22 protein-coding genes are annotated in these 20,847 nt (G+C 34.4%); 12 read left to right on the top strand and 10 right to left on the bottom strand.

Annotated elements, in window-relative coordinates:
* Window positions 1-86: 86 nt before the first annotated feature.
* The gene (locus HS5_RS07360; RefSeq protein ID WP_236750602.1) at window positions 87-1,931 is read left to right on the top strand and encodes a hypothetical protein; all 1,845 of its coding nucleotides are present in this window, start codon (window positions 87-89) and stop codon (window positions 1,929-1,931) included.
* Window positions 1,932-2,053: 122 nt separating this feature from the next.
* Here HS5_RS07360 and HS5_RS07355 read toward each other — a convergent pair whose 3' ends face one another.
* Window positions 2,054-2,752 (bottom strand): hypothetical protein, encoded by a 699-nt coding sequence (locus HS5_RS07355; RefSeq protein WP_236750600.1) that lies wholly within the window; start codon window positions 2,750-2,752, stop codon window positions 2,054-2,056.
* A gap of 1,017 nt (window positions 2,753-3,769) precedes the next feature.
* Between HS5_RS07355 and HS5_RS07350 the strand changes: the two genes are divergently transcribed.
* Entirely contained in the window at window positions 3,770-4,336 is a 567-nt protein-coding gene (locus HS5_RS07350; RefSeq protein WP_236750598.1) for an ATP cone domain-containing protein, read from the top strand.
* Between the two features lie 18 nt (window positions 4,337-4,354).
* On the opposite strand, the gene HS5_RS07345 is transcribed toward HS5_RS07350, so the two are convergent.
* From HS5_RS07345 to HS5_RS07335, 3 genes are all read right to left on the bottom strand, one after another.
* Window positions 4,355-4,753, bottom strand: coding sequence for a PIN domain-containing protein (locus tag HS5_RS07345; RefSeq protein ID WP_236750597.1), 399 nt, complete (start codon window positions 4,751-4,753; stop codon window positions 4,355-4,357).
* On the bottom strand, window positions 4,737-4,979 hold the full coding sequence (locus HS5_RS07340; RefSeq protein WP_236750594.1) for an AbrB/MazE/SpoVT family DNA-binding domain-containing protein: 243 nt from the start codon (window positions 4,977-4,979) through the stop codon (window positions 4,737-4,739). Before HS5_RS07340 ends, HS5_RS07345 begins: the two co-directional genes overlap by 17 nt.
* A 113-nt stretch (window positions 4,980-5,092) precedes the next feature.
* On the bottom strand, window positions 5,093-5,518 hold the full coding sequence (locus tag HS5_RS07335; protein WP_236750592.1) for a hypothetical protein: 426 nt from the start codon (window positions 5,516-5,518) through the stop codon (window positions 5,093-5,095).
* 106 nt (window positions 5,519-5,624) lie between these two features.
* Here HS5_RS07335 and HS5_RS07330 point away from each other — a divergent pair, with 106 nt between their 5' ends.
* Complete coding sequence (locus HS5_RS07330; protein ID WP_236750591.1) at window positions 5,625-6,083, top strand: hypothetical protein; 459 nt, start codon at window positions 5,625-5,627, stop codon at window positions 6,081-6,083.
* Window positions 6,080-6,367, top strand: coding sequence for a hypothetical protein (locus tag HS5_RS07325; protein WP_236750590.1), 288 nt, complete (start codon window positions 6,080-6,082; stop codon window positions 6,365-6,367). Before HS5_RS07330 ends, HS5_RS07325 begins: the two co-directional genes overlap by 4 nt.
* Here HS5_RS07325 and HS5_RS07320 read toward each other — a convergent pair.
* A complete protein-coding gene (locus HS5_RS07320) occupies window positions 6,344-6,769 on the bottom strand; it encodes a hypothetical protein (protein ID WP_236750589.1) in 426 nt (141 codons plus the stop codon). The genes HS5_RS07325 and HS5_RS07320 overlap by 24 nt on opposite strands.
* Window positions 6,770-7,053: 284 nt before the next feature.
* Between HS5_RS07320 and HS5_RS07315 the strand changes: the two genes are divergently transcribed.
* A complete protein-coding gene (locus HS5_RS07315) occupies window positions 7,054-7,464 on the top strand; it encodes a hypothetical protein (protein WP_236750588.1) in 411 nt (136 codons plus the stop codon).
* Window positions 7,465-7,487: 23 nt separating this feature from the next.
* Here HS5_RS07315 and HS5_RS07310 read toward each other — a convergent pair whose 3' ends face one another.
* Window positions 7,488-9,278 (bottom strand): thermopsin, encoded by a 1,791-nt coding sequence (locus HS5_RS07310; RefSeq protein WP_236750587.1) that lies wholly within the window; start codon window positions 9,276-9,278, stop codon window positions 7,488-7,490.
* Window positions 9,279-9,447: 169 nt separating this feature from the next.
* On the opposite strand from HS5_RS07310, the gene HS5_RS07305 reads away from it, so the two are divergent.
* The 4 genes from HS5_RS07305 to HS5_RS07290 all read left to right on the top strand — a co-directional run bounded on the left by HS5_RS07305 (window position 9,448) and on the right by HS5_RS07290 (window position 12,178).
* Entirely contained in the window at window positions 9,448-9,873 is a 426-nt protein-coding gene (locus tag HS5_RS07305) for a HEPN domain-containing protein (RefSeq protein WP_236750586.1), read from the top strand.
* Window positions 9,857-10,201, top strand: coding sequence for a nucleotidyltransferase domain-containing protein (locus HS5_RS07300; RefSeq protein ID WP_236750585.1), 345 nt, complete (start codon window positions 9,857-9,859; stop codon window positions 10,199-10,201). The genes HS5_RS07305 and HS5_RS07300 overlap by 17 nt, the downstream gene beginning before the upstream one ends.
* Window positions 10,202-10,235: 34 nt before the next feature.
* Complete coding sequence (locus HS5_RS07295) at window positions 10,236-10,490, top strand: 50S ribosomal protein L13e (RefSeq protein ID WP_236750584.1); 255 nt, start codon at window positions 10,236-10,238, stop codon at window positions 10,488-10,490.
* 83 nt (window positions 10,491-10,573) lie between these two features.
* Window positions 10,574-12,178, top strand: a complete 1,605-nt coding sequence (locus HS5_RS07290; protein ID WP_236750583.1) for an APC family permease — start codon at window positions 10,574-10,576, stop codon at window positions 12,176-12,178.
* 19 nt (window positions 12,179-12,197) lie between these two features.
* On the opposite strand, the gene HS5_RS07285 is transcribed toward HS5_RS07290, so the two are convergent.
* Window positions 12,198-13,421 carry a M20 family metallo-hydrolase gene (locus tag HS5_RS07285; RefSeq protein ID WP_236750582.1) on the bottom strand — a complete coding sequence of 408 codons (1,224 nt, stop codon included), beginning with the start codon at window positions 13,419-13,421 and terminating at the stop codon, window positions 12,198-12,200.
* 617 nt (window positions 13,422-14,038) lie between these two features.
* On the opposite strand from HS5_RS07285, the gene HS5_RS07280 reads away from it, so the two are divergent.
* Entirely contained in the window at window positions 14,039-14,458 is a 420-nt protein-coding gene (locus HS5_RS07280) for an STK_08120 family protein (RefSeq protein WP_236750581.1), read from the top strand.
* A 1-nt stretch (window position 14,459) separates the two neighbouring features.
* On the opposite strand, the gene HS5_RS07275 is transcribed toward HS5_RS07280, so the two are convergent.
* Complete coding sequence (locus HS5_RS07275) at window positions 14,460-15,950, bottom strand: MFS transporter (protein WP_236750579.1); 1,491 nt, start codon at window positions 15,948-15,950, stop codon at window positions 14,460-14,462.
* A gap of 88 nt (window positions 15,951-16,038) precedes the next feature.
* The gene (locus HS5_RS07270) at window positions 16,039-16,347 is read right to left on the bottom strand and encodes a hypothetical protein (RefSeq protein ID WP_236750578.1); all 309 of its coding nucleotides are present in this window, start codon (window positions 16,345-16,347) and stop codon (window positions 16,039-16,041) included.
* A gap of 76 nt (window positions 16,348-16,423) precedes the next feature.
* Between HS5_RS07270 and HS5_RS07265 the strand changes: the two genes are divergently transcribed.
* Both HS5_RS07265 and HS5_RS07260 read left to right on the top strand, forming a co-directional pair.
* Window positions 16,424-18,406, top strand: coding sequence for a DEAD/DEAH box helicase (locus HS5_RS07265; protein ID WP_236750576.1), 1,983 nt, complete (start codon window positions 16,424-16,426; stop codon window positions 18,404-18,406).
* Window positions 18,407-18,477: 71 nt separating this feature from the next.
* Complete coding sequence (locus HS5_RS07260; RefSeq protein WP_236750574.1) at window positions 18,478-19,605, top strand: aminotransferase class III-fold pyridoxal phosphate-dependent enzyme; 1,128 nt, start codon at window positions 18,478-18,480, stop codon at window positions 19,603-19,605.
* Between the two features lies 1 nt (window position 19,606).
* On the opposite strand, the gene HS5_RS07255 is transcribed toward HS5_RS07260, so the two are convergent.
* Complete coding sequence (locus tag HS5_RS07255; protein ID WP_236750572.1) at window positions 19,607-20,779, bottom strand: FAD/NAD(P)-binding oxidoreductase; 1,173 nt, start codon at window positions 20,777-20,779, stop codon at window positions 19,607-19,609.
* Between the last annotated feature and the right edge of the window lie 68 nt (window positions 20,780-20,847).

The raw sequence follows: 20,847 nt of genomic DNA, 5'->3' as shown, positions 1-20,847 counted from the left end.
TTATACCTATAATACTAATATTAGTTACAATAATATTATTAGGAGTAATACAATCCTTTTCTACGATTAGAAATTTAAATATATGTATGAAACATCATAATCATCATATAATATCGGGAGGAAAATTTATACAATTAGTACCAACAACAAAATATTACAATTATGTAGGATACAATGAGACTAGATTAATATATTGCAATCTATGGTATTTCAATATAAGAGGATCTGAAGTTAACGTAACGACTACTCCTACTGATATGACAATAATTTCAAACCAAAGCATATTGGCAATAGGTTACATAGTACCGGGATACTATGACGAAATTTCAGTAGACTACTCTTACAATTTACAAGGGGCTTTTGGAGTCTTCTTAAAGATATTCTGCAACATGAGCTCATGCAGACAGTATGACATGCTAAATTCTATAGTCATAGCTTTTTACAAACCACCTACTGCTCAGCCGCCTGACGCAGTATTCTGCTATAACGTAACATTCCCAGTAATAATAAATGGGACAGAATCTAACGTTGAATTCGGAGTATACAAAAGCCCAGTCCATATATTCTATATACCTTATACTCCACTATTCGGTAACGTAACGCTATTCGTCAATTGCTTTACCGAAAATGCGGGATATTATAAACCATACTTTATAGGAATATTCAATCACGCTGCAGTCTCCACAGAGAAAAATGCTGTGGCTGTTGCAGTAGTGTATAATCTGTTTGTAATACAATCTCATAAAGTACCCACACCTCATATACCTGTAGTTCTAAGGAATGGAGTACTCACTTTTAACGGTACTTCTTACGTTGCAAAGAACTCAATGATAGAAATGTCGGAAGCATTAAACCCAATTAATGTAGAGTCTAAATGCAATGACTCAATGACATATGTAAAAAGCATATTCAACGTAACAAGGATAGAATTTCACATAAATAGTGGAGAAAACTTCCTTGGTGCTAAGATTGTTACCTCCAATTCTACACTTTATTTATTCCTATACTCGTCAATAAAGAAATCTAGCTCATGTATAGTTTATATTCCCTTAATAGTTAACGGGAAGACAGAGGTCATGAAGTTCTATGAAATTAAGTGTGGTAATATATCATATCTCTACCCGCAGTGTAACATTGAAGGAGTAGTCAGAATAAACTTCATAGCATTAGAAAAATACTTCCACTTGGACTGTATTAAAGGAACTGCAATAGGAGACGTGTACCCAGGTAGCTATATAAATTTCACAATGAGTTATCAAGAGGTTACTCCGAAAGAGACCTCAATTATAGTAAATTCTGAGATTCCATTCTATTATATAAACGGTGTTAAGTATTATACAAATAAAACATACGAAGTTAGTGTACCTGCATTAGTTTGTATTCCCAACAATTTAACATCAAACCTAACTAGGTATATATTAAGATCCGTAAATGTCGACGGCGTAACTATGCCTAATAAATTCATCTTACCATGTGGATGTTATAATATTACTACAAATTACTTAATTCAATACTACATATGCATAATATTACCTAATGGAACAGTGAAAGGATGGTACAATGCAAGTAGTGTAGTAATTATTCCAAAGGAGATAGAGGTTAATGGAGTTACTTACGTACTCAATGGAAGTAATGAATTCATAATATTACATACTGGCGTATATAAACCTTGCTATGTGGTAGAAACATCAAGCACTACGACGCCACCAACATCTACTACAAGCACAACTACCAGTACTATAACTACAAGTAGTACTACGAGTACATCTAGCACAGCTGCCACCAACAGCACAAGTACTGCAATAACTAGCACTACTCCAACTTCAACAACTAGCCCGTCAATATCAATAAACACAAGTTACTTACCGATCATGATAGTAATAATAGCCGCAATTGCAGTTGGGGGAATTATAATATTAAAGAGAAGGTAAAATCTTTTTATTAATTACAATCATTTAAGTTAGTTAACGTATATTTATACTGAATAAGCTATTTCCTACCTTTAATAGTTCGTTCCATGAATTATATTATAAAAAATGATATATATAAATTATTAACTGAAGCTGTTAAAGTTATCAATCTCGATCTCCAGAATTTTTAGTAGCTGAGACTGGTTAACTTGTAATCCACTGATAACAATTGCCAAATAGTTTCTGCCATTAGAAGCAAGAACAAAAGCACCATATTTGCCGTTGTAAGATGATATGTAGATAGTATAATTATACCCCATTATATTATTAACTGATGAAACCGAATATGTGTTAGATTTGTTAGAAACGATTAATTCCGAAAATATTTGTGCAGTTGACCCGTCAACTTTACTCTCCATGCTGGTAACATATTCCATAGATGCTCCGCTGGCGTTAACAGCGTATGGTAGCCCTACAGACGTTACTTCGCCCTCGTTGCCACAATAACCAACTAATTCAAATGTCGACGTAGAGCTGTCCCATATAGCGTAAAAAGTTCCGTGTGGACATATGTTCCATGCCCCTCCAAGTTCACTTTGAGCTTGGCAAGGCTTAAGTAATAATGGGAAATTAGACGGAGTAGAGGGGGATGGAGTAGAAGACGTTTTTTGTTGGTTTAAATTTGATAGTGAACTAATGATATTGCTAGACGAGGTTTTAGTGTGCGACATAGAACTTATAACATACACAGCTACTACAGCGCCTATGACTAGCACTACGATAACCACAACAACTAGGAGAGATGATATTGCCTTATTTCCGTTTAGCAATTTCAGTCTCACAATATCTATTTTAATTTGCAATTAATAAATATAAGTATATATTTCAGCCATATACAGTAGATCAAAAATCTAATTAGTAAAAATAATTATTATTGGCTAAAAATAGTTTACTGAGAATTTAATACAATTAAGTAGTTTATTCTATGAAAATTTTTGGAAATTTCAAACATTATGATAAATCTTTTATATTTCCATAAGATAAACCCTGGAATATTATTGTTATATTAGAAAAATATAAAGTTAGTAATTTTATTTATAAAGAAAAAATGATACTAAGTATTGAATTTATATTTGTGAAATGATTTCAAATCTACTGCACGGAAGGAAATTTTCGCCCCCTTAACCGCCATTAATTTAAATCCCAACTAAAACCAGTATCTATCAGGAACTATTCTTCAACGTGTTCAACTGCAATTTTTATCCTCATTTCATGTACAATTCTGCAGGACCTACTATTCTAATTTTCTTTGCCTTCTTTCATTTTTCCTTAGCAAAATTATAAGCCTCATCCTCACTGTCAAAAGTTCCTAAAATATTCCCTCTGTCGTCAATAACTAGTAAAATGAAATCCGTTTAAGTAACGAATTAAGGTTTAACCTCTAGTTGTGCTTTCAAATTTTTATCTAATCATGAAGATTGTATAAGACAACTAATAATAATTCAGGTCAGTTCCGCATCGCAAATTAATAGAGAATTTAAGAAGAGGTACTCAGTTTCAATTAGATTATCATAGTATGAAAACTCTTTGAGTATTAAACTCTTCATATTTTCTCTTATTTGTCTACTGTAAATCTTCTTGAGACTTGCTGATTCGTCCTTAGTAAAAATTCCATGCATATATATACAATGTTTTATTCATTTTACATTAAATTTTAAGGATAACTTATCCTGATTTTTAGCCGACTTTAAAATAGGTCTTGATCGTGGAAGAGTTATTAAGAAAGACTTTCCAAGAAGTTTTCATTACAGTCTTATAATATGATAAGAGATATATTCTTTCTCTCTTCTACTTCTTCTATGGCTAAAGTAATTAAAAGGTCAGGAAACGAGGAAGAATACCTTTCAGACAAGCTGTACAACGCATTAATAAGGGCTGGTGCATCAGACGAAGTTGCCAAGGAGATTGTTAAGGAAATTGATGAAAAGGTAAAGGAAAGAGAAAAGATATCAACAGACGAGATTAGGAGATACGTATTAACTAGACTCCAACAACTTGAACCAGAAGTTGCCGATGCATGGCAATTTTACGATAGAGTATTTAAAGGAAGGATTACTTTCGAGAACGGGAAGGCTATAGTAGTTGATAAAGGAAGGCTTTACTTAGGTAGGAAAGTAAAGGACTTTAACGGAAAAGGGCTTGAAACCGCTGAGCAAGTTAAGGATATTCTAGATGAATTAAAGGAGGACATGGACTATGGCCTAAATCCTGAGGTTATAAATGCTAGGCTTTATGTCCTATTTATGGGAGTACTTCACAAGAAAGACATGTCAGAAGACGAAAAGGAGAAGGCTATTAAATATATTAATGAATTTAGAGAAAGCCTAGGTTGGAAGCCTTACGAGTTAAAATACCCACTACAGTAGCGTGATGGTCGTCGTTATTCATATTTTATTTATAACAATGTTTTCGTCATCAATCTCCTTTAATTTCTTATCAAAGGAAAGTAACTTAAGATTGTAAACCTTGGCAGTATAATAAAGTATCATATCTATTAAGTCGTTATGCTTTTTGTCACTCACAGCTCTTATATAGGCAGATAATGGTATTTTTAGGATGTGGTAAGTACTATTCACACTTTTTAGCCCAGCTCTTACTATCTTAAAGTCTACTTTAATCCCTTCCTTCATTAGCCTTTTAATAACCCACATAGCCTCTAATATTGATAACTCTGTAAAGTAAATTCTATGGTTATAAAATTCCCTCACAAGGTTTAGTACTTCTTCTCCCACATCTACGCCTAAAGCAGGAAGTACGAAAGTTGTATCAATGAGAATCTTCATATCCCCTCTGTTCCTCTTCGCTTATTTTTTCTACCTCATCTATCGTAAGTTTGGCGAATTTTTTGCCCTTTAATGAAAGGAGTATAGCATCGTTCTGTTCAAGAACTATCTTATTATCCTTAACTTTTAGTGAAAGAATATCGCCTTCTTTTATGTTAAGTTCTTCAGCAACAGCCTTAGGGATATGAATTGTAAGTTTCTTTCCTACACGTGCTTTAGTCTTCATAATTTAAAATGAGTCAGACTGATATAAAAACATTCATACATCTAGGAAACATTTAGTAGATAATAACTTTTTGTAACCTCATATAAAGAGTCTGATTTAACTAAGCAAGTATTCTAAGTATTACTCCTGCTGAAGAGTAAATTTACTCTAACTAACTTCTTCTTTTTAGCTATTACAACTAGCAGGAGTAATTCTATTACGTCTGGAATAGGGATGTAATAATACACTGGGTAAAACCATGACCAGCTATAAGGAGGCTCAAGCATAATGAGCCAGTAAAATAAATCCTCAGTTAAAGAGCCGTATATGAAATACCATATTGTTAACGCTGAGAAAAGCTTTCTTGAAGCCATGTATGATGGGTAAAGGAAAATTGAGGTATATAAGAATCTGTAGAAATATTGAGAAGTTAATGAGAAAATCGACAACAATCCTTGATTGGGATCCCAGTCCATTCCAGTCTCTAACATTGCGTAAAAGAGCGAGAATGTAGTCATTATTATAATTCCTCTCTTATTTACACCGTATTCAGTTTCCATAGGCTGAAATTGATAATATGTTAATTTAAACCTTTCTTTAAAAATGATAAAGACATCTAACGTATTTAAGTCAGAATGAGTAATTAGACTTTAAAGTGATAAGAGCATGAGTGAAAATGACGAAATATATGAATTGCTGAAAGTTGATATAAAGGATGAAAAGATAAGAGGAATTATAACTTATTTTCTTCAAAAATCGCCTCCAATAGATTACAAATCAATAGCTGAAGATCTTATGAAAGCAAGTAAAGATGCATATGACCTACTGAGAGCTATAGAGTATCTTTACAGCATGACTTATCTCACTATATGGGATAAACATGTTTTCCGTGAATTTAGTTTTAGAATCTTGGAAAAATTCAAAATTACCAATTTATTCTATTCAGTAACTCTTCTATCGTTATTCGAATATCTATATCTAATAACAGATAAAGACACGAAACCTCTCATATTAAGCTTAAACGAATCTAAGGAGTTGAAGTATATTGAAATAGTATTTGATAAAATCAAAAAATTGAATATTATTAAAAAAGAGAGTGTTTCCGTAAATTCGTTGATTTTATGAAAGATGAAATAGAAGATATAGGCTATGATAATACGCACCTAGAATTGCTTATATTACTAGATTTTATGGTAAGGTTAAGAGAGAAGGGATTTGAGTGCAGCTTAGATTATTTTTACCCCGGGTTATGGCTAATTACTGATGCCAAAGAAGATGATCTAAAAGAGATCAAGGAAGAAATAATTAATGAATTTCATAAGTTTAATATAGACGTATCTGAATACGCGGGAAGAATTAGAAGTATGGCTATGTCGTTAGAGATGCTAAATAGCTTGAAACAAGTTTAGTAAATCATTTACTTCCTTTAATATTTCCTTTAATATGTTTTCTGAGTTATCTAAAGAATCTGGAATAGATACGCATGAATTATTTAACACGACTTTAGCTTCCTTATCCTTTTCTATTTTTATGACGTTATTTATTAACCTTATCTTATTACCCCCCAAATTAACAATCTCATTCACAAAACCGCCATAGTGATCAACTAATGTCCTATATATAGAAAGTTTAAGTAAAGTTTCCCTAATTCTCCCCTTATCTTTACTAGGTAGATTACTCCAACTATCGAGAATTTGCCCTAACTGTTTATTTAGAAAAGCACTCTCCTTTATTCCATTAAATACACCGTCGGATTGTTTCCTAAAAATCTCGTGATGACGATTATAAGGCGAATTAAGAGCCAGAAACAAAATAAATTCAAAGAATATAGAATTAAAACAACGTCGTATCATAACAGGATTTTGGCTTTCGAGGCACTTCTTTATTAAATCTCTAATGAAGTTAATACTACTACTAGTAGGCATTGAAGAAGTCATATACAAAGTACTACTGCAGTAGTCTAGAAGTTTTCCTCAGAAGTTAAACCTAAAACAGTTGACTCAAATAATCATAAGATGATGACTTTTTGGGGACTGGAAAGGTGAAGAAGCGATTACTCGCTGAACTTTAAAATTCCTAACTAGTCTCTTATTATATGCCAATAAGAGATGAGAAGACTTACGCAAAAATGAGTTATAATGACTTTAAAGTAGCTTTTGAAAGGTTAAAGAAAGGAGAATTAAGACTCTCAGCTTGGAGAGCTTATAAGTCACTAAGGAGAATGTTACAATCCTTAGCAATGAAACACGACCTTCATAGGAAAGATACTCCCTGTGCCGTGCCTAAAAATTGCATGCTAAAAGTTTCAGAAGAACTTGAGAAGCATTACCCAGGGATTCAGAAAATGACTGAAGAGGCCTTGAAACTTTTTGATGAGTGGAAGAATAACACTGCTAACGCTGAAGATATTAAAAGATTACTTAAGGAGTTGAGATTTGATTGGATATCCTCTCACTTAACTGAGGAGGAATTAAAGAAAATAGAGGAAACGAAAAAAGAATTATAAAATAAAAATAATTCAGTACGTCGTTATTTCCTTTTAGCCAGTATAATGATCGCTACAATAATAATTAACATAGCAGGTATGATATAAAGGATTAAAGAGGAAGACGTTGCTGAAGAAGGTTGGGTTGATGATGGAGTTGTTGAGGGAGGCAGTGTTGTCTGTGAAGAAGTCGTCTTAGGAACGTAAGGGGAAACCTTTAGGGCTTGTTGACTGACTTTTCCTAGGTATGTAAAATCTGGCGTCCCTACCGAAACTTTAACCATTCCATTATTCTCCAGCGTTACGTGAGCATTATAAGTTGACTCCGCAGTGTCTCCTCCAAAAGTATAGTATGATGGGAACGTAACGTACTCATCTCCATTCCAGTAATATAATCCAAGGACTGCATTCAGCTTCTCAAAAGTAGTTATCTCTCCACAGGCTCCACCACCTAAAATTAATTCAGCGTCATAAAATGAACCTAAGTAACCATGTATACCTGCGGGAGTGTACTCCTTGCCGTCGACTAAGAAGTATGCATCTTTTACGTAAGGATCGTGAATCAATATCTTATCGAAAGTTTCGCTCTGCATTACTGCAGACGTCCCGTTCTGGAGAACCTCTACTTGCATAGTTATAAGGACTCCTTGACCTTTTACAACGCTCTCGTTCATTATTAATAATCCTGAAAATGGTAAGTTGTACGCAAAATAAGGTGCATATTTATAATTACCGTAGTAATATTGAATAATACCGTTGTTATTATTAGAAGGTGAAACATATCCGTTTTGTGATGTTATTGAAGAGTTAGTTAATGTCGCAATGGGATTTGTAAAATTGAGCACGTTATCGTGATAAACTACTATGCTATCATTGGTATATAACCAAATAACGTCTTGAGGCCAATAAATTTGTGTCTCATTATTCTCATTACATACTACCAGGACAGCATTAAGTTGTAGTGAAACCTCACAAGGCTTTACTAAACTCTGAGAAGAATTATAAGCTAATATGCAGGATATGTTAAAATATCCTGCTAATGAAGAGAACTTTATTTCATAAGGGGAAGTATTACTTACACCGTAACTTGCAATCCCAGTTGGTGCATAATTATAGTTTCCTCCCTGGAACACTGAAAACCTTAAGAATGGATTAACGTATTGAGGATAAAGCCTATAACAGAAATAGACTAAAGCAGGAGAGTTAGTTGGATTGTAAATGCATAAGTAATACTCTCCTTTAGGTAGGGTAATATTATAATAAGAGCATGTTCCGTTTAACGTAAGCGTTACCTCGCTAGAAGAGAAAACGTCCTGTCCATCACAGTTTAAGATCTTGTAACAAACTGTTTCGTTAGATATTCCTTGTAAGCTAAGGGTTGAAGGAGATCCTAAAGTAGATAGATGAACTGGAATTCTCTCATAATATAAGGGTTGCAGAATTATATACTCGCTTACGTGAGTTGAGCAGTTAGTAAGCTTTACTGGAATTTCACAATAGGAGTACGTAACGTTAGAATAACCTTTAGGCGAGTATATAACTAAGTAGTATACTCCGGGGTTAAGCAATATTCCGTTAACGACTTCATTACCGCATTGGGTCACTAGGGAGGAGTAACTCAATCCTGAAGAGAAATATTCGAAGTTTTGCTGGTTAAGTACCATAACTCTTACGCTACAGTTACTTCCAACTGCATAAATTAAAGCAGTGTACTGTGAAGCACAGATCTTCATGTACTCATAATATTGAGTTGGCAAAATTACTGAATAAGAGAATGTGTAGACCGATGTACTTAAAATTAAGGCTAACAACATTAAGCCGTATGTTTTCTCCATGTAGTGAACCTAATACGGTAAATTTTAAGCTTTTCTTCTTTAAGAAAGTTCATGTCCTTATATTCACAAAAAGAATAACATGACATTTAATTCTTTTCAAGAATATCACAAGATATTCCGCTTATCAAACAATTTTGTTCTTAAATATTTCTCTAGTGAATTTTAACTTGTGAGTGGAAATAGAGTTCAGCGATTAAAGAGAAGGGCTTTAAGGTTCTTAACAGATGCAAAGAACGATTTTAATGGAGGGTATTATGATACAGCTGTGTTCCACGTAGAGCAAGCTTTACAACTTTATATTAAGGCAATAATCTTTGAACTCTTCGGAAAGGAATATGAAGGCCATGGAATAAGGGAGTTACTAGGATATTTATCTAAATTACTAAAGGAAAATGGGTATGAAGAACCATCAAGGAATGTAAATGAGATAACCAGAGAATTAAGAGAAAAGTTAATTTCAATTGAAAACGCATACATAGATTCCAGATACGAGGATGTAGATTATTATAGTGATGAATCAAAAGAATTAATTGACGTAGCAGAAAAACTGATCAATTTCCTTGAAGAGGTGGCAAAAAATGTCAAGTTGGGTTAAGTTTAGGTTTTCCCACTTAAGGAGATGGAGAGAATACGCAGAGGAAGTTGCTAAAGCAGTTCACGATATAGAACCTAACGCAGAAGTTTACATAATAGGTGGAGTTGCAGAAGATAGAATAACTGTACTTAGTGATATAGATATCCTCATCGTCGTAAAGAGGAAATTAACTGGAAAGGAAAGAAGAGATCTTTCTAAGAGCATTTTAATAAGAGCAATGGATTTTTACGACTTACCTTTTGATGCTCCGGTAGAGTTACACGTAGAAGATGAGGAATCCGCTAGAAGATTTTTAACTCTATCAAGGAAAGCAATTAAAATAGATTAGTCAATTTTAAATTCTCCTCACAGTAAATTGAAATATGTCTCCATCTCCTATCATAAAGAGACCTAATTATTCTTTCGAACTCGCTAACGGGAGAAAAACTACTAGAGAAGGAAAGGGATTCAGCGTAGGAGAACTTAAGGCTGTAAATTTAACTCCAGGAAAAGCTAGAAAGCTAGGATTGAGAGTTGATAAGAGAAGGAAATCAGTTCACCAAGAAAATGTAGACTCTCTGAAAAAGTATTTAGAAAGTATAGAAGAAGAGAAGAAGAACTCTCAGCCTAAAGCATAAGAATTTCTAAGGCATTATTAAAATAAATTTTTATGACTAACGCCAAATAATTTTTTAAATTCGTTTTATTGTGATTTTATGAAATGGCAAAGGAAGTATTTTTACGTCAATCTTCCGGCCTGGTAAGAGATGTAAGTCCATGGTCGTCAATGCTAGCAAATTGGGCTCTAGTAACTGGAGGTACTCCTCTCCTAATAATATCATGGTTATGGCTGGCACCAGGAGCTAACTGGACTTTAGCTTACTTAATTACTTTAGTTCCAACACTAGGAATGGCTTTCTTATACTACGTTGCAGCATCTTCAATGCCTAGAGCCGGAGCTGATTACGTATTTAACAGTAGGGCAATACATCCTGCAGTAGGTTTCGCAAATTATTGGGGTCTATTCATAGCTTTTGTGCTTTCTCAAGGGTTTTACAGTTATTTAGGCGCAAGCTGGATAGGCTATTTATTTACGGGATTAGGACTTTATTACCATTCCTCTTACTTACTCTCAATAGGTTCATTTTTCACTTCTAAAATAGGAAAAATAGCCTGGGGTCTCCTTGTAGGCACGTTAATAACTTCCTTGATTGCCTTTTCTACAAGATTCCACTGGAGATTTATCCTTATAACGGGCATAATCAGCGTAGTTGCAAACATTATAATGTTTATTGCACTGCTGCAAATAAATCCATCCGCTTTTTCCAATGTTTTATCCTCATTTAGCGGAATTACTAACGCTACTCAAAACGTTATATCTTACGCAAAAAGCAACGGACTTAGCTTTTATCCAGCAATTTATGCAACATTACTAGCTTCTCCTGCAGTGTGGTATTATTACAGCTGGTATAACGTTCCCGCCTCATGGTCTGGAGAAATGAAGAAGGTCAGAATTAACGTATTTCTCTCCATTGTAGTAGCTATCATACTTTCAGCAATTTATTACATCCTGTTCACACAAATAAACTTAAGCTCTTTCGGCTCAAGATTTCTTGATTCATACTCTTACCTTTATTATAAGAAGTGTTGTTGCGGGCTGAGTATTGCAAATCCGCTGATTTGCAAATTATCAAATATAGGAAATTTCACTCCTTTCTTTGCACTTCTTATGCTAGGTAACCCGATCCTTTACATTATAATGTTCATAGCAATTTGGTTACCTAATTATTATAGCGGACCGCCTCTAGTCGTAGGTCTCTCCAGGTATTTATTTTCCTGGTCTTTTGATAGGATAATGCCTTCTTGGATGGCAGACGTTGATGAGAGGTTTAACGCTCCTGTAAAGTCTATCATCCTAATAACAATACTTTCCGCATTAGGAGTTATAATGTACGCTTATCTACCCATCTTATCATTAGTAGACGTTACCGTAGCATTCGAGATAAGTTATGCTATATTCGCTTTATCAGTAGCTTTAATGCCTTTCATTAAAAAGCAGCTTTTCAATAACGCAGTAATAGTTAGAAAGAGAATTTTAGGAATCCCAGCAATAAGTTTGATAGGATTTTCAACTTTCGGCTTCTTAGTTTACATAACTTACATCACATGGGGAAACCCAGTGCTTTTGCCCGTCAATATGCCCACAATATTATCCTTAATACTAATGTACGGCTCAGGTTTTGCAATTTATTATATTGCTAAAATAATAAACTCGAAAAAAGGCGTTGATGTGGGATTAGTATTTAAGGAAATACCGCCGGAATAAGTTCCCTCCTTCTTATTTTTTACACTAGCATATTTGAAACTACCTTTAGGTCAGATAATATATAACTAATTCTAACATATTCATTAGGCTCGTGCGCTGTCTCATCACATGTCATCCAAACTACAGGGTTCAGCCCTAAAGACCTTAAGTATTTGGCATAAGTTCCTCCTCCTATACCTATAGTCTTCGCATCAATTCCTTTTACTGCCTTTATAGCGTTCTTAAGCATCTTTACAGTATCGGAATTCTCGTCAGTGGGTCTTGTTGTATCTTCCCTATTTGCAATTTCCACTTCAACTTTACAATTATTTTCAGCCTCGAACCTCTTTACGACTTCATTGACTGTATTTAATACATCGTCTACGTCGTATTGGGGAAGAATTCTACAGTCCATGTAAAAACTGTGCTTTCCAGGAATAGTGTTAACGTTTTCCACGTTCTTCTCAACCTTTGTAATTTCAAAAGTTGATGTAGGAGGGTCAAAGAGCTCGCTTTTAGCATCATATTTTTCGTGTAGCTCTTCATAAAGAGTAACACCTAATATCATGGAGAGGAAGTGAGCATTAACTCCTTTTTCTGGAGTGCTAGCGTGGGCTTGCTTTCCTATTACGGTAAATTTCAACCAAAGGATACTTTTCTCGGCAACCTCTATCATTGAGCCATCTGAGTTCCCTGCGTCTGGAATTAGTACTATATCATCATTGCCAAATAACGAATAATTCTTTGCAAGATAAGAAACTCCGTATTTACTTCCGGTCTCTTCATCTGCCGAAATTAATAAGGAAAAATTAAACTTAGGTGTTAGCTTTAATTCCTTTAGAATTTTAGCTAATGTAACACCTAGAACTATAGCTTGACCATCGTCTTCAACTCCTCTACCGTAAATGTAATCTCCTTCCACAGTAACGCTAAACGGATCAGATTTCCACAAAGTCCTGTCACCTTCTGGAACCGTATCCATATGTGCTATTATCCATAAAGTCTTACTCTGGTCTTTACCTTTTATTGTACCTATTAAGTTAGGCCTAATCTTTGATGGAACTCTATCGTCTTTAACATCAATTTCCTTAACGTCATCAAAGTATTTTTCCATAATTTCCTTCAATTTCTTTGCTCTTTCGTATTCTCCTTGACCGCCGTTTTCAGGTCCCAAAGCTCTTATTGGAATAAATTCTTTATAAAGTGAGATAATAAAATCCTTTTGATCATCAATCACTTTGGTCATGTTTTCAGATTGTTCCATATGTCATGTTAAGATAAAGGAAAATAAGCTTTCTGACCTCCTTCCCTCTCTAAACGTTGAACCCAATATCTGATTAGTAAAAATAATTCTCATCAGCTAATAATGATCTATAAGAATTTAATGTGATTGTATAGTCAATTTTATGAAAAATTTTAGAAATTTCTAAGCGTTGTGTTAGATCTTTTATATTTCCACAAGATAAACTAAGGGATATCATCACTATATTAGAAAATAATATGATAAAAATAATGAAATCTGCTTTATTTATGACAACTATTTGATACATTGCTCTTAACACTCTTTACTGTGAGCATAATCAAATATGTTCTTTCGTTTATAAAGAAAAATATGGGACTTCGTATTGGATTCGTATTTGTGAAATGATTTTGGGTCTACTGTAAAGGGCGAGGTTTGTCATCTGTTTTATCATGTGTTAAATAGCAGGTAAACATCACGTTTAAATACATTAGTTGTTAAGATTCCAATATTTCTTCAATATAATAAGAATGCCATTACTAAAATATCTCCAAATAGATTATATATATCTATATAGTAAACTAGAAAATATATATAGTATATAAGAAAAATATATATAGTAAGTTTCTTTAGAAGAATTTATGAAAATACTAGAAGAGTTTGAGAACAAACATGAAATATATGCATTATCAATACTTTCCGATCCTTATTTTGTATTCTCAGCTATGTTGAAAGCAACTAGCGTCGAAAAGGTAGAGAATAAGTATAAGGTGGAAATTCCAATAAAAGGAGTATTTTATATACCATTCAATTTAATCACTTACGTGACTGAATATACTTCCATAAATTCTGTTAATTATGTTATTAACGTTGCAGATTTTGCCGAACATCGATGGGGAAATATAAGGTTTGACGTTGAAGACAAGAAAATTAAACTCGACCTGGATATTTCCTTGCCATTAGATTTTATTAACTCTAAAATTCTAGGAAAAAGAATCAAAGAATTTGAAGAAAAATTCAATGAACTAATAAGAATTGAAAGAATAAAAAGAAAAATTTAAATTATTTATTTGTAGTAGGTGTTGTAGTAGTTAATTCCTCTTTTGCTACTTCTTCTAAAGCTTTATTCTTAGTTTCAGGTATGAAGAAGAAGGTAAGTAAAGCTCCTATTATACTAACTATTGCAAGCATAATTAATAAATTCTTAATTCCCAAAGACGCTAAAAGTGACGGGAACAGATAGGTAGTTATTGCCGCTCCTAATTTCCCGGAAGCTGCAGAAATTCCGTGACCCGTTGTCCTAAACCTTACTGGATAAACCTCCGCAGGAATTACGAAAGTTGTAGTATTTGGACCAAAGTCTATGAAGAAGAAGCTTAGTGAGTATAATAAGAATGCCGCACTAGCAGGTATTAAGAATGTAACCTTACCGCTCGAGATAACCATTACTCCGGCTACCGCAAGATAAAGAACCATCATCATAACAAATCCTTGGATTTGAATTGTTTTCCTCCCTAACTTATCAAGTAAGGCTACTGCTGTAAAGTATCCTGGAAAACCTACAAGATAAGGAACTGCTCCTAAGAACAAAGCATAAGCGAGATCTCCCTGGAAGGCTGAAAGTGATAAAGTTGTGTGTCCGCTAGGGAACGGCGAGCCGAATATTGGTGCAATTACAGGCGAGGAGTACAGTCCTGTCCCGTAGAATGCTATATCTAGGATAAACCATGGGATTGCAGTACCTATTAATAAAGTCCCATATTTAGATAAAATCTCAGATACGCTCATTCTCTTAGCCACTACTGGTTGTTGTGCCTCAATATCTCCTCCTAAGAAGTGGGCTGCATTCTTTGCCTCTTCAGCATTTCCATTTGCTAATAATGAATATCTTGGAGTTTCTGGAACTTTCCTTCTTAAGTATATTACTGTTGCAGCAGGAATTGCTCCTATACCCGCCATAACTCTCCAAGCTATGTCAGGAGGTAGTACTACTGCAGAAATTATTCCTACTGCAGCTGCTGCCAATGATCCGAGTGCTTGATTTGAGAAAACTAAACCTATTAATTTCCCTCTATCCTTAACGTTAGCGTATTCACTCATTATTGTTGCTGAAATAGGATAATCTCCTCCAATTCCTACACCCATTATGAACCTGAATATTATCAACCATACTAAGCTAGGTGAAAAAGCGCTTAGAAATGCTCCTAAACTAAGTAGAGTTGCTTCAACACCGTAAACTTTCTTTCTCCCCCAATAGTCTCCTAAGAAGCCGAAAAGTAACTGACCTACAATAGCTGCCCAAAGCGCTATGGAAGCTAATAATCCGTTCCAGAATACGCTATTTGAACCAACTAAATATGAAGTAAATCCTGGCATCGTAATTCCTGCATATTTGTATGAATCTTCTATAGTAGCTAGTATGTAACCTATTATCAACAAATCGTAGGCGTCGGTAAAGAATCCCATTCCTGCAGTATACCATATTTTTATGTGGTTGAAAGTTAACTTTAAGGAATCTATTGGCTTAAACGGTGAAGGGAACGATTTACTCATTTTTCTCGAGCTTACTATAGAAAGTCAGTATATATACTTTCTCTACATAAAATAAATAGTTTAACATGAACTAAATTGATCTATATAGTTAACTATAGAAGCCGTCGTTAACTTTTCTTTCAATTTCCCCTAATAGCTTAAGATTAATCCATGCCCTGCCAAAACTTCCTATGTTTTCTTCCTCCACAGTTATTAAAACATTATTAGGATCTCCCCTTATCCTAATTAAGATCTCCTCAGCCTTATGGAAATGCCCTTTCTTTTGACCTTTAACCAAATAATCGGTCTGAGAATAAGGATTTGAATTAGTTTCCCATCCATCTTCATTTAAAGAATTCTGAATATCTTGAACTAATTTTTGAATATTTATATTTTTATCTATGAATGACTTTTGCATAACCTATTTAGAAGGAATAAAATAAAAAATCAGCGTAGCAAATGTTTTATTTCCCATTCTGTACAACTACTTAGGAATGCTTTCTGATTTTGATGAGATAGTAAAGACTAAGCTTGGCTATAGCTTATTTCCATACCAAACGCACGTAAGCGAAAGAATGATAAAAGAAATCGAGGAAGGAAAGAGTAACTTCATAGTTGTGTCAATGCCTACAGGGAGCGGTAAAACAGTGATTGAGTTATTCATGGCTTATTATTTACTTAAGAAAGGTGTAAAGAACGTAATTATGATGGAACCCACAAGGTTACTTTGCGACCAAATGTACTTCAACTTCTGGAGAAAGATCTTCGGAGAAGATGTAGGAATGGAATACGAAGGAGAATGCACTGCTTTTGAGGAAGGTAAAAAAATAATTGTGTCAACTCCATTTACTGCAGAAAAATGTGCTCCAGAAACTGAGGCAATAATAATAGATGAAGTTCACCACGCTTTCGGTGACAGCAGATATGAGTCAACCCTAGTTAGTTTGGACCCTAAGTATTTGATAGGATTCACCGCTTTATTACCTTCTTATAAAAAATACATGGTAGACCCCAGACTAGTTGAAAAGCTGGGAAAACCGAAATTCCTAAACTACGATTTTAAAGCATTAGCAGAAATAGATCCTACTTTTAACCCGCCTAAAGCAATTGCAGATGTTTTTGACTCTGAAATGAACAAAACTGAAGATTCCGCTTATGACACATTTTTCAGAGGACAAGTAAAAGGAGATAAGAACACTTTAAAATTCTTAGAAATGACTCTTTACAGTTACGGTAAAGAAGCTTTTTGCGAAAGCTTGGGAAGAATGGAAGGAAAGATTGAGGAAAATCCCCAATTAGACTTCTTATGTGAATCGAAGGAATTAAGCCATAAAGCAAGAGCTTTAAGACAGATTCTCTCCATTTACAAGATAGAAGATTTCAAGCCCGTATTGATATTTACAAGCAGAAAAGCAACTGCTTACGAATTTGAAAAGACGATCTCAGATTTAGACCCAGGTAGAATAAAAGTCCTCACAGGAGATTCCTCAAAATTTGAGAGGCAAAAATTAGTTAAAAGCGCAAAGAGGGGAGACATAGACGTAATTATCTCAACGTTAGTAGGAGAAGAAGGAATAGATATCCCTGAGGCAAAACTGTTAGTAATGACAGATGTGCCACAAAGTCCTCTTAGGTTTTACCAGCGTTTAGGAAGGTTAATAAGGAGCAAAGGCGATGAAAGCACGGAAGATACTTTAAAGTACTTAGTTGTAGCATTAACCCCTAAAACTCCAGAATATGATAATCTGGACGATGCATTAAGGAATTTATACCTTGAAGGAGTTGACGTAAGTTACATAGTGGAAAAGAAAGAGGGAAAAGGACCTGTTGCGAGAGTTATTGATATGGTAAAGAAGGAAGGAGGAGGAACATCGTTTTCCAGGCTCGACTCTAACGTAGGAAATATTTCCTCAGTAGAGGTGCTTCTTTCTCCGAAGAACGCAGAGACTCAGATGGGAGACTACGTAGATAGGGCAATAAAAGAAGGAAGGATATTTTACTATTATGATGTTGATAAAATGGCAGATTTAGCATCTAAACTCCTCTTAGGGAGTTACTGTAACTTATGCTTCGGAGAAAAGTGTATGAAAGTTTGTAAGGATTGCATAAGAGAAGTAGGTAAGCTATTAATTTCTAAGAAAGGTAAGGTTAAGATAGAGAAAAAAGGATTACTTTTGCATTACATGGAGTTAGTACTTCCAGAAAAAATTGATGAGGTTATTGGGGTAATGAAAAAGGAGAAGGAAGAGATCGAGAGCAAAATTGAATACAATTCTGTTTCACTCTCATATATGAAGAGAACGAATGCTTACTCAATAACTCTAAATTTTAACGTAAGCGCTGAAGGAATGACTGTTTACCCTAAATTACAGCTGGATTATTATAATGCAAACGAGCAGGAAATGAAATTAGCAGAAATTAACTCTAAGCTCATAGGATATAAGGCAATTTATCTATTTTTACAACAGTTAAAATAGTTTAAAACTGTTCAATAAAAACGTAATATGTACAATCCAAAACTATATTAATACCCCCATGCATATTATATTTGGTAAAAATATTCGGTGGAATGATGCACTCGCATCTGAAGGTTTTTTACGAAGAATCCTTCCCTGTTTTAAAAGTAACCCATAAGTTACCTATTCTAAAACGAGGGAAAGGAAGCAAAGTATGGGATATAGGAAATAACGAGTACATAGACTTTGACATGTCAAATGGAAACGCATTACTGGGCTATGGAAATCCTGAGCTAGTAAACGTAATAACGGAAGGAAATATTAGACAAAAGGAAGTTATTGAAAAGCTCAAACAAAGATTTTCCTTAAAATCAGTTAAAATATTTTCAACTGAAAAGCAGGCTAAAATTTATGCTGTTAACTTAGCTAAACAACTCACTGGAAGAAGGAAAATATTAAGGTTCGGTCAAAACGATTTAATAAAGAAATGCGACTTAGGAGAAGAAATAATTGCAGAATGGAATAATTTAGACTGTCTGGAAAAAATAATAAAACAAAATTATAAGGAAATTTCAGCAGTACTCTTCGAGCCAATAGCAACTCATATGGGAATAGTAATCCCAGAGAAAGAATTCATTAAAGAGCTAATGGAAATTTCTAAAAAATACGGAATTATAACTATAGCCGATGAAATAAAGACAGGAGGAAAACATTTCAAAGGAGCATCAGAATACTTGGGAATTAAGCCTGATATTATACTATATGGTAGATCTTTAGCAGGAAGTATTCCTATAGGCATAGTAGGAATAAATCATAAGGAAGAAGACTACGTAAAAGTAAGTCCTATTTCAATTAAAGCCTTAGGTATAACTCTTGATGAATTAAACGAAGAAAGCCTATATGAAATGATGAGACTTAATGATATCCTCATCAAAGCTTACAAGGATTTAGTAGGTGATAAAGCTTCAGTAGTAGGTTGGGGAATTAGTGGTACAATTTACTTCAGAGATGAACCTCCTAGGAAATATTCAGAATTCTTAGAAATTGATGTTAAAAAATGGAATAAATATTTTAAAGGAATGTTAAACGAAGGAATAATCCCAATGAGTAATTACGATTCACAGTGGACAATAAGCAAAGCACACACAGAAGAAGACATAATGAATCACTTAGAAAAAATGAAAAAAATAACAACAACAATAATAAAAAATTTCTTTTAGGTTAAACAGCTTTATATCCGAATAATTTTTCTAAGTATGCTTGTTCCCATCTATCCTTCTGTATTGTATAATCTCTCTTTAACTGCGGGTCCTTTGTGGGCTTCGGTGGTTGTGTAGTTAAATCCATCTGAAATTGCATACTTAACGTCTCTAATTTACCTTCAAGGTTACCCATATATGCCCAGCCTACAAACGCGTACTGGACAGGAACTTTCTCGCTTACTCCCTCCATTTCAAGGATTTTATTAGCAGCAAACATTGCGCTCTCGAATGCGATTTCCTGATTCTTTGGGAAAGGTAGCTTTGCTGCGTCTCCTGCAGATAACACATCATCGTACTTTGGATGCCTCAAATCTTGTGGGGATCTAACATCCACGTAACCTTTACCTAATCCTGCCTCATCAATGAATCTGGGTCCTCTATTAGGCTCTAACATCGCTAAGATAGTAAAATTGTATTTTTCTCCTGAGCTTGTAACTACGTAGTTCTCTCCTATTTCTGTAATCTCTTGACCAGTGACTAGCTGAATTCCAGCCTTTTCATATGTCTGCTTTACGATATCCATTGCAAACGGCGGTTGGGTCTTATCGTTAGCGTCTATGTGGATTATATTGAACTTTTGCCTGACTCCTCTATGAGTTAATATTGTATGAGAAAGTAACGTAGTCTCAGTTGGTGCTGGAGCACATCTATAAGGTGCTTTAGGAGCATAGATTACTACAGTTCCTTCATTTTCAGTCCATAACCTTTCTTTCAATACGTTAACCCTACCAGGATCGTAAACTGTAGCATTCTTCCACCAGTATTTCTCATATCCAGTTATTTTAGATCCGTCAAACACTATTCCCGGAGCTAAAACTAAGTAGTCATAATCTAAAGCTTCTTTCTCTCCAAAAGTTGACTCGCTTACGTAAACTTTTCTATTGTCAGGATCCACTTTGTATACATTACCTACAACTAGGTTTATTCCTTTACTTCCTACGTTTTCATAACCCCTGATTATTCTATGATAGTCCTGCTCTCCAGTTAAAATCAGAGGTCTGCTAGGTCCTGCAAAATAAAAGTCCTCCTTGTTTATTACAGTAACTTCAGCTTTTCCTTTAAGTTTCTCAGCTAAAGTATTTGCAATTCCCATTCCAGCTATTCCGCCGCCGACTATTACAACCTTTTTCATAATCAATAACTTCTTTTAACGGTATTTAGGATTTCTTAGAAAGAAACTGACGTAAAGGCTTAAATTTA

Origin of the sequence: Acidianus sp. HS-5, from assembly GCF_021655615.1 — an archaeon.
Taxonomy (GTDB): domain Archaea; phylum Thermoproteota; class Thermoprotei_A; order Sulfolobales; family Sulfolobaceae; genus Acidianus.
This window is presented reverse-complemented; position numbering and strand designations above follow the sequence as displayed.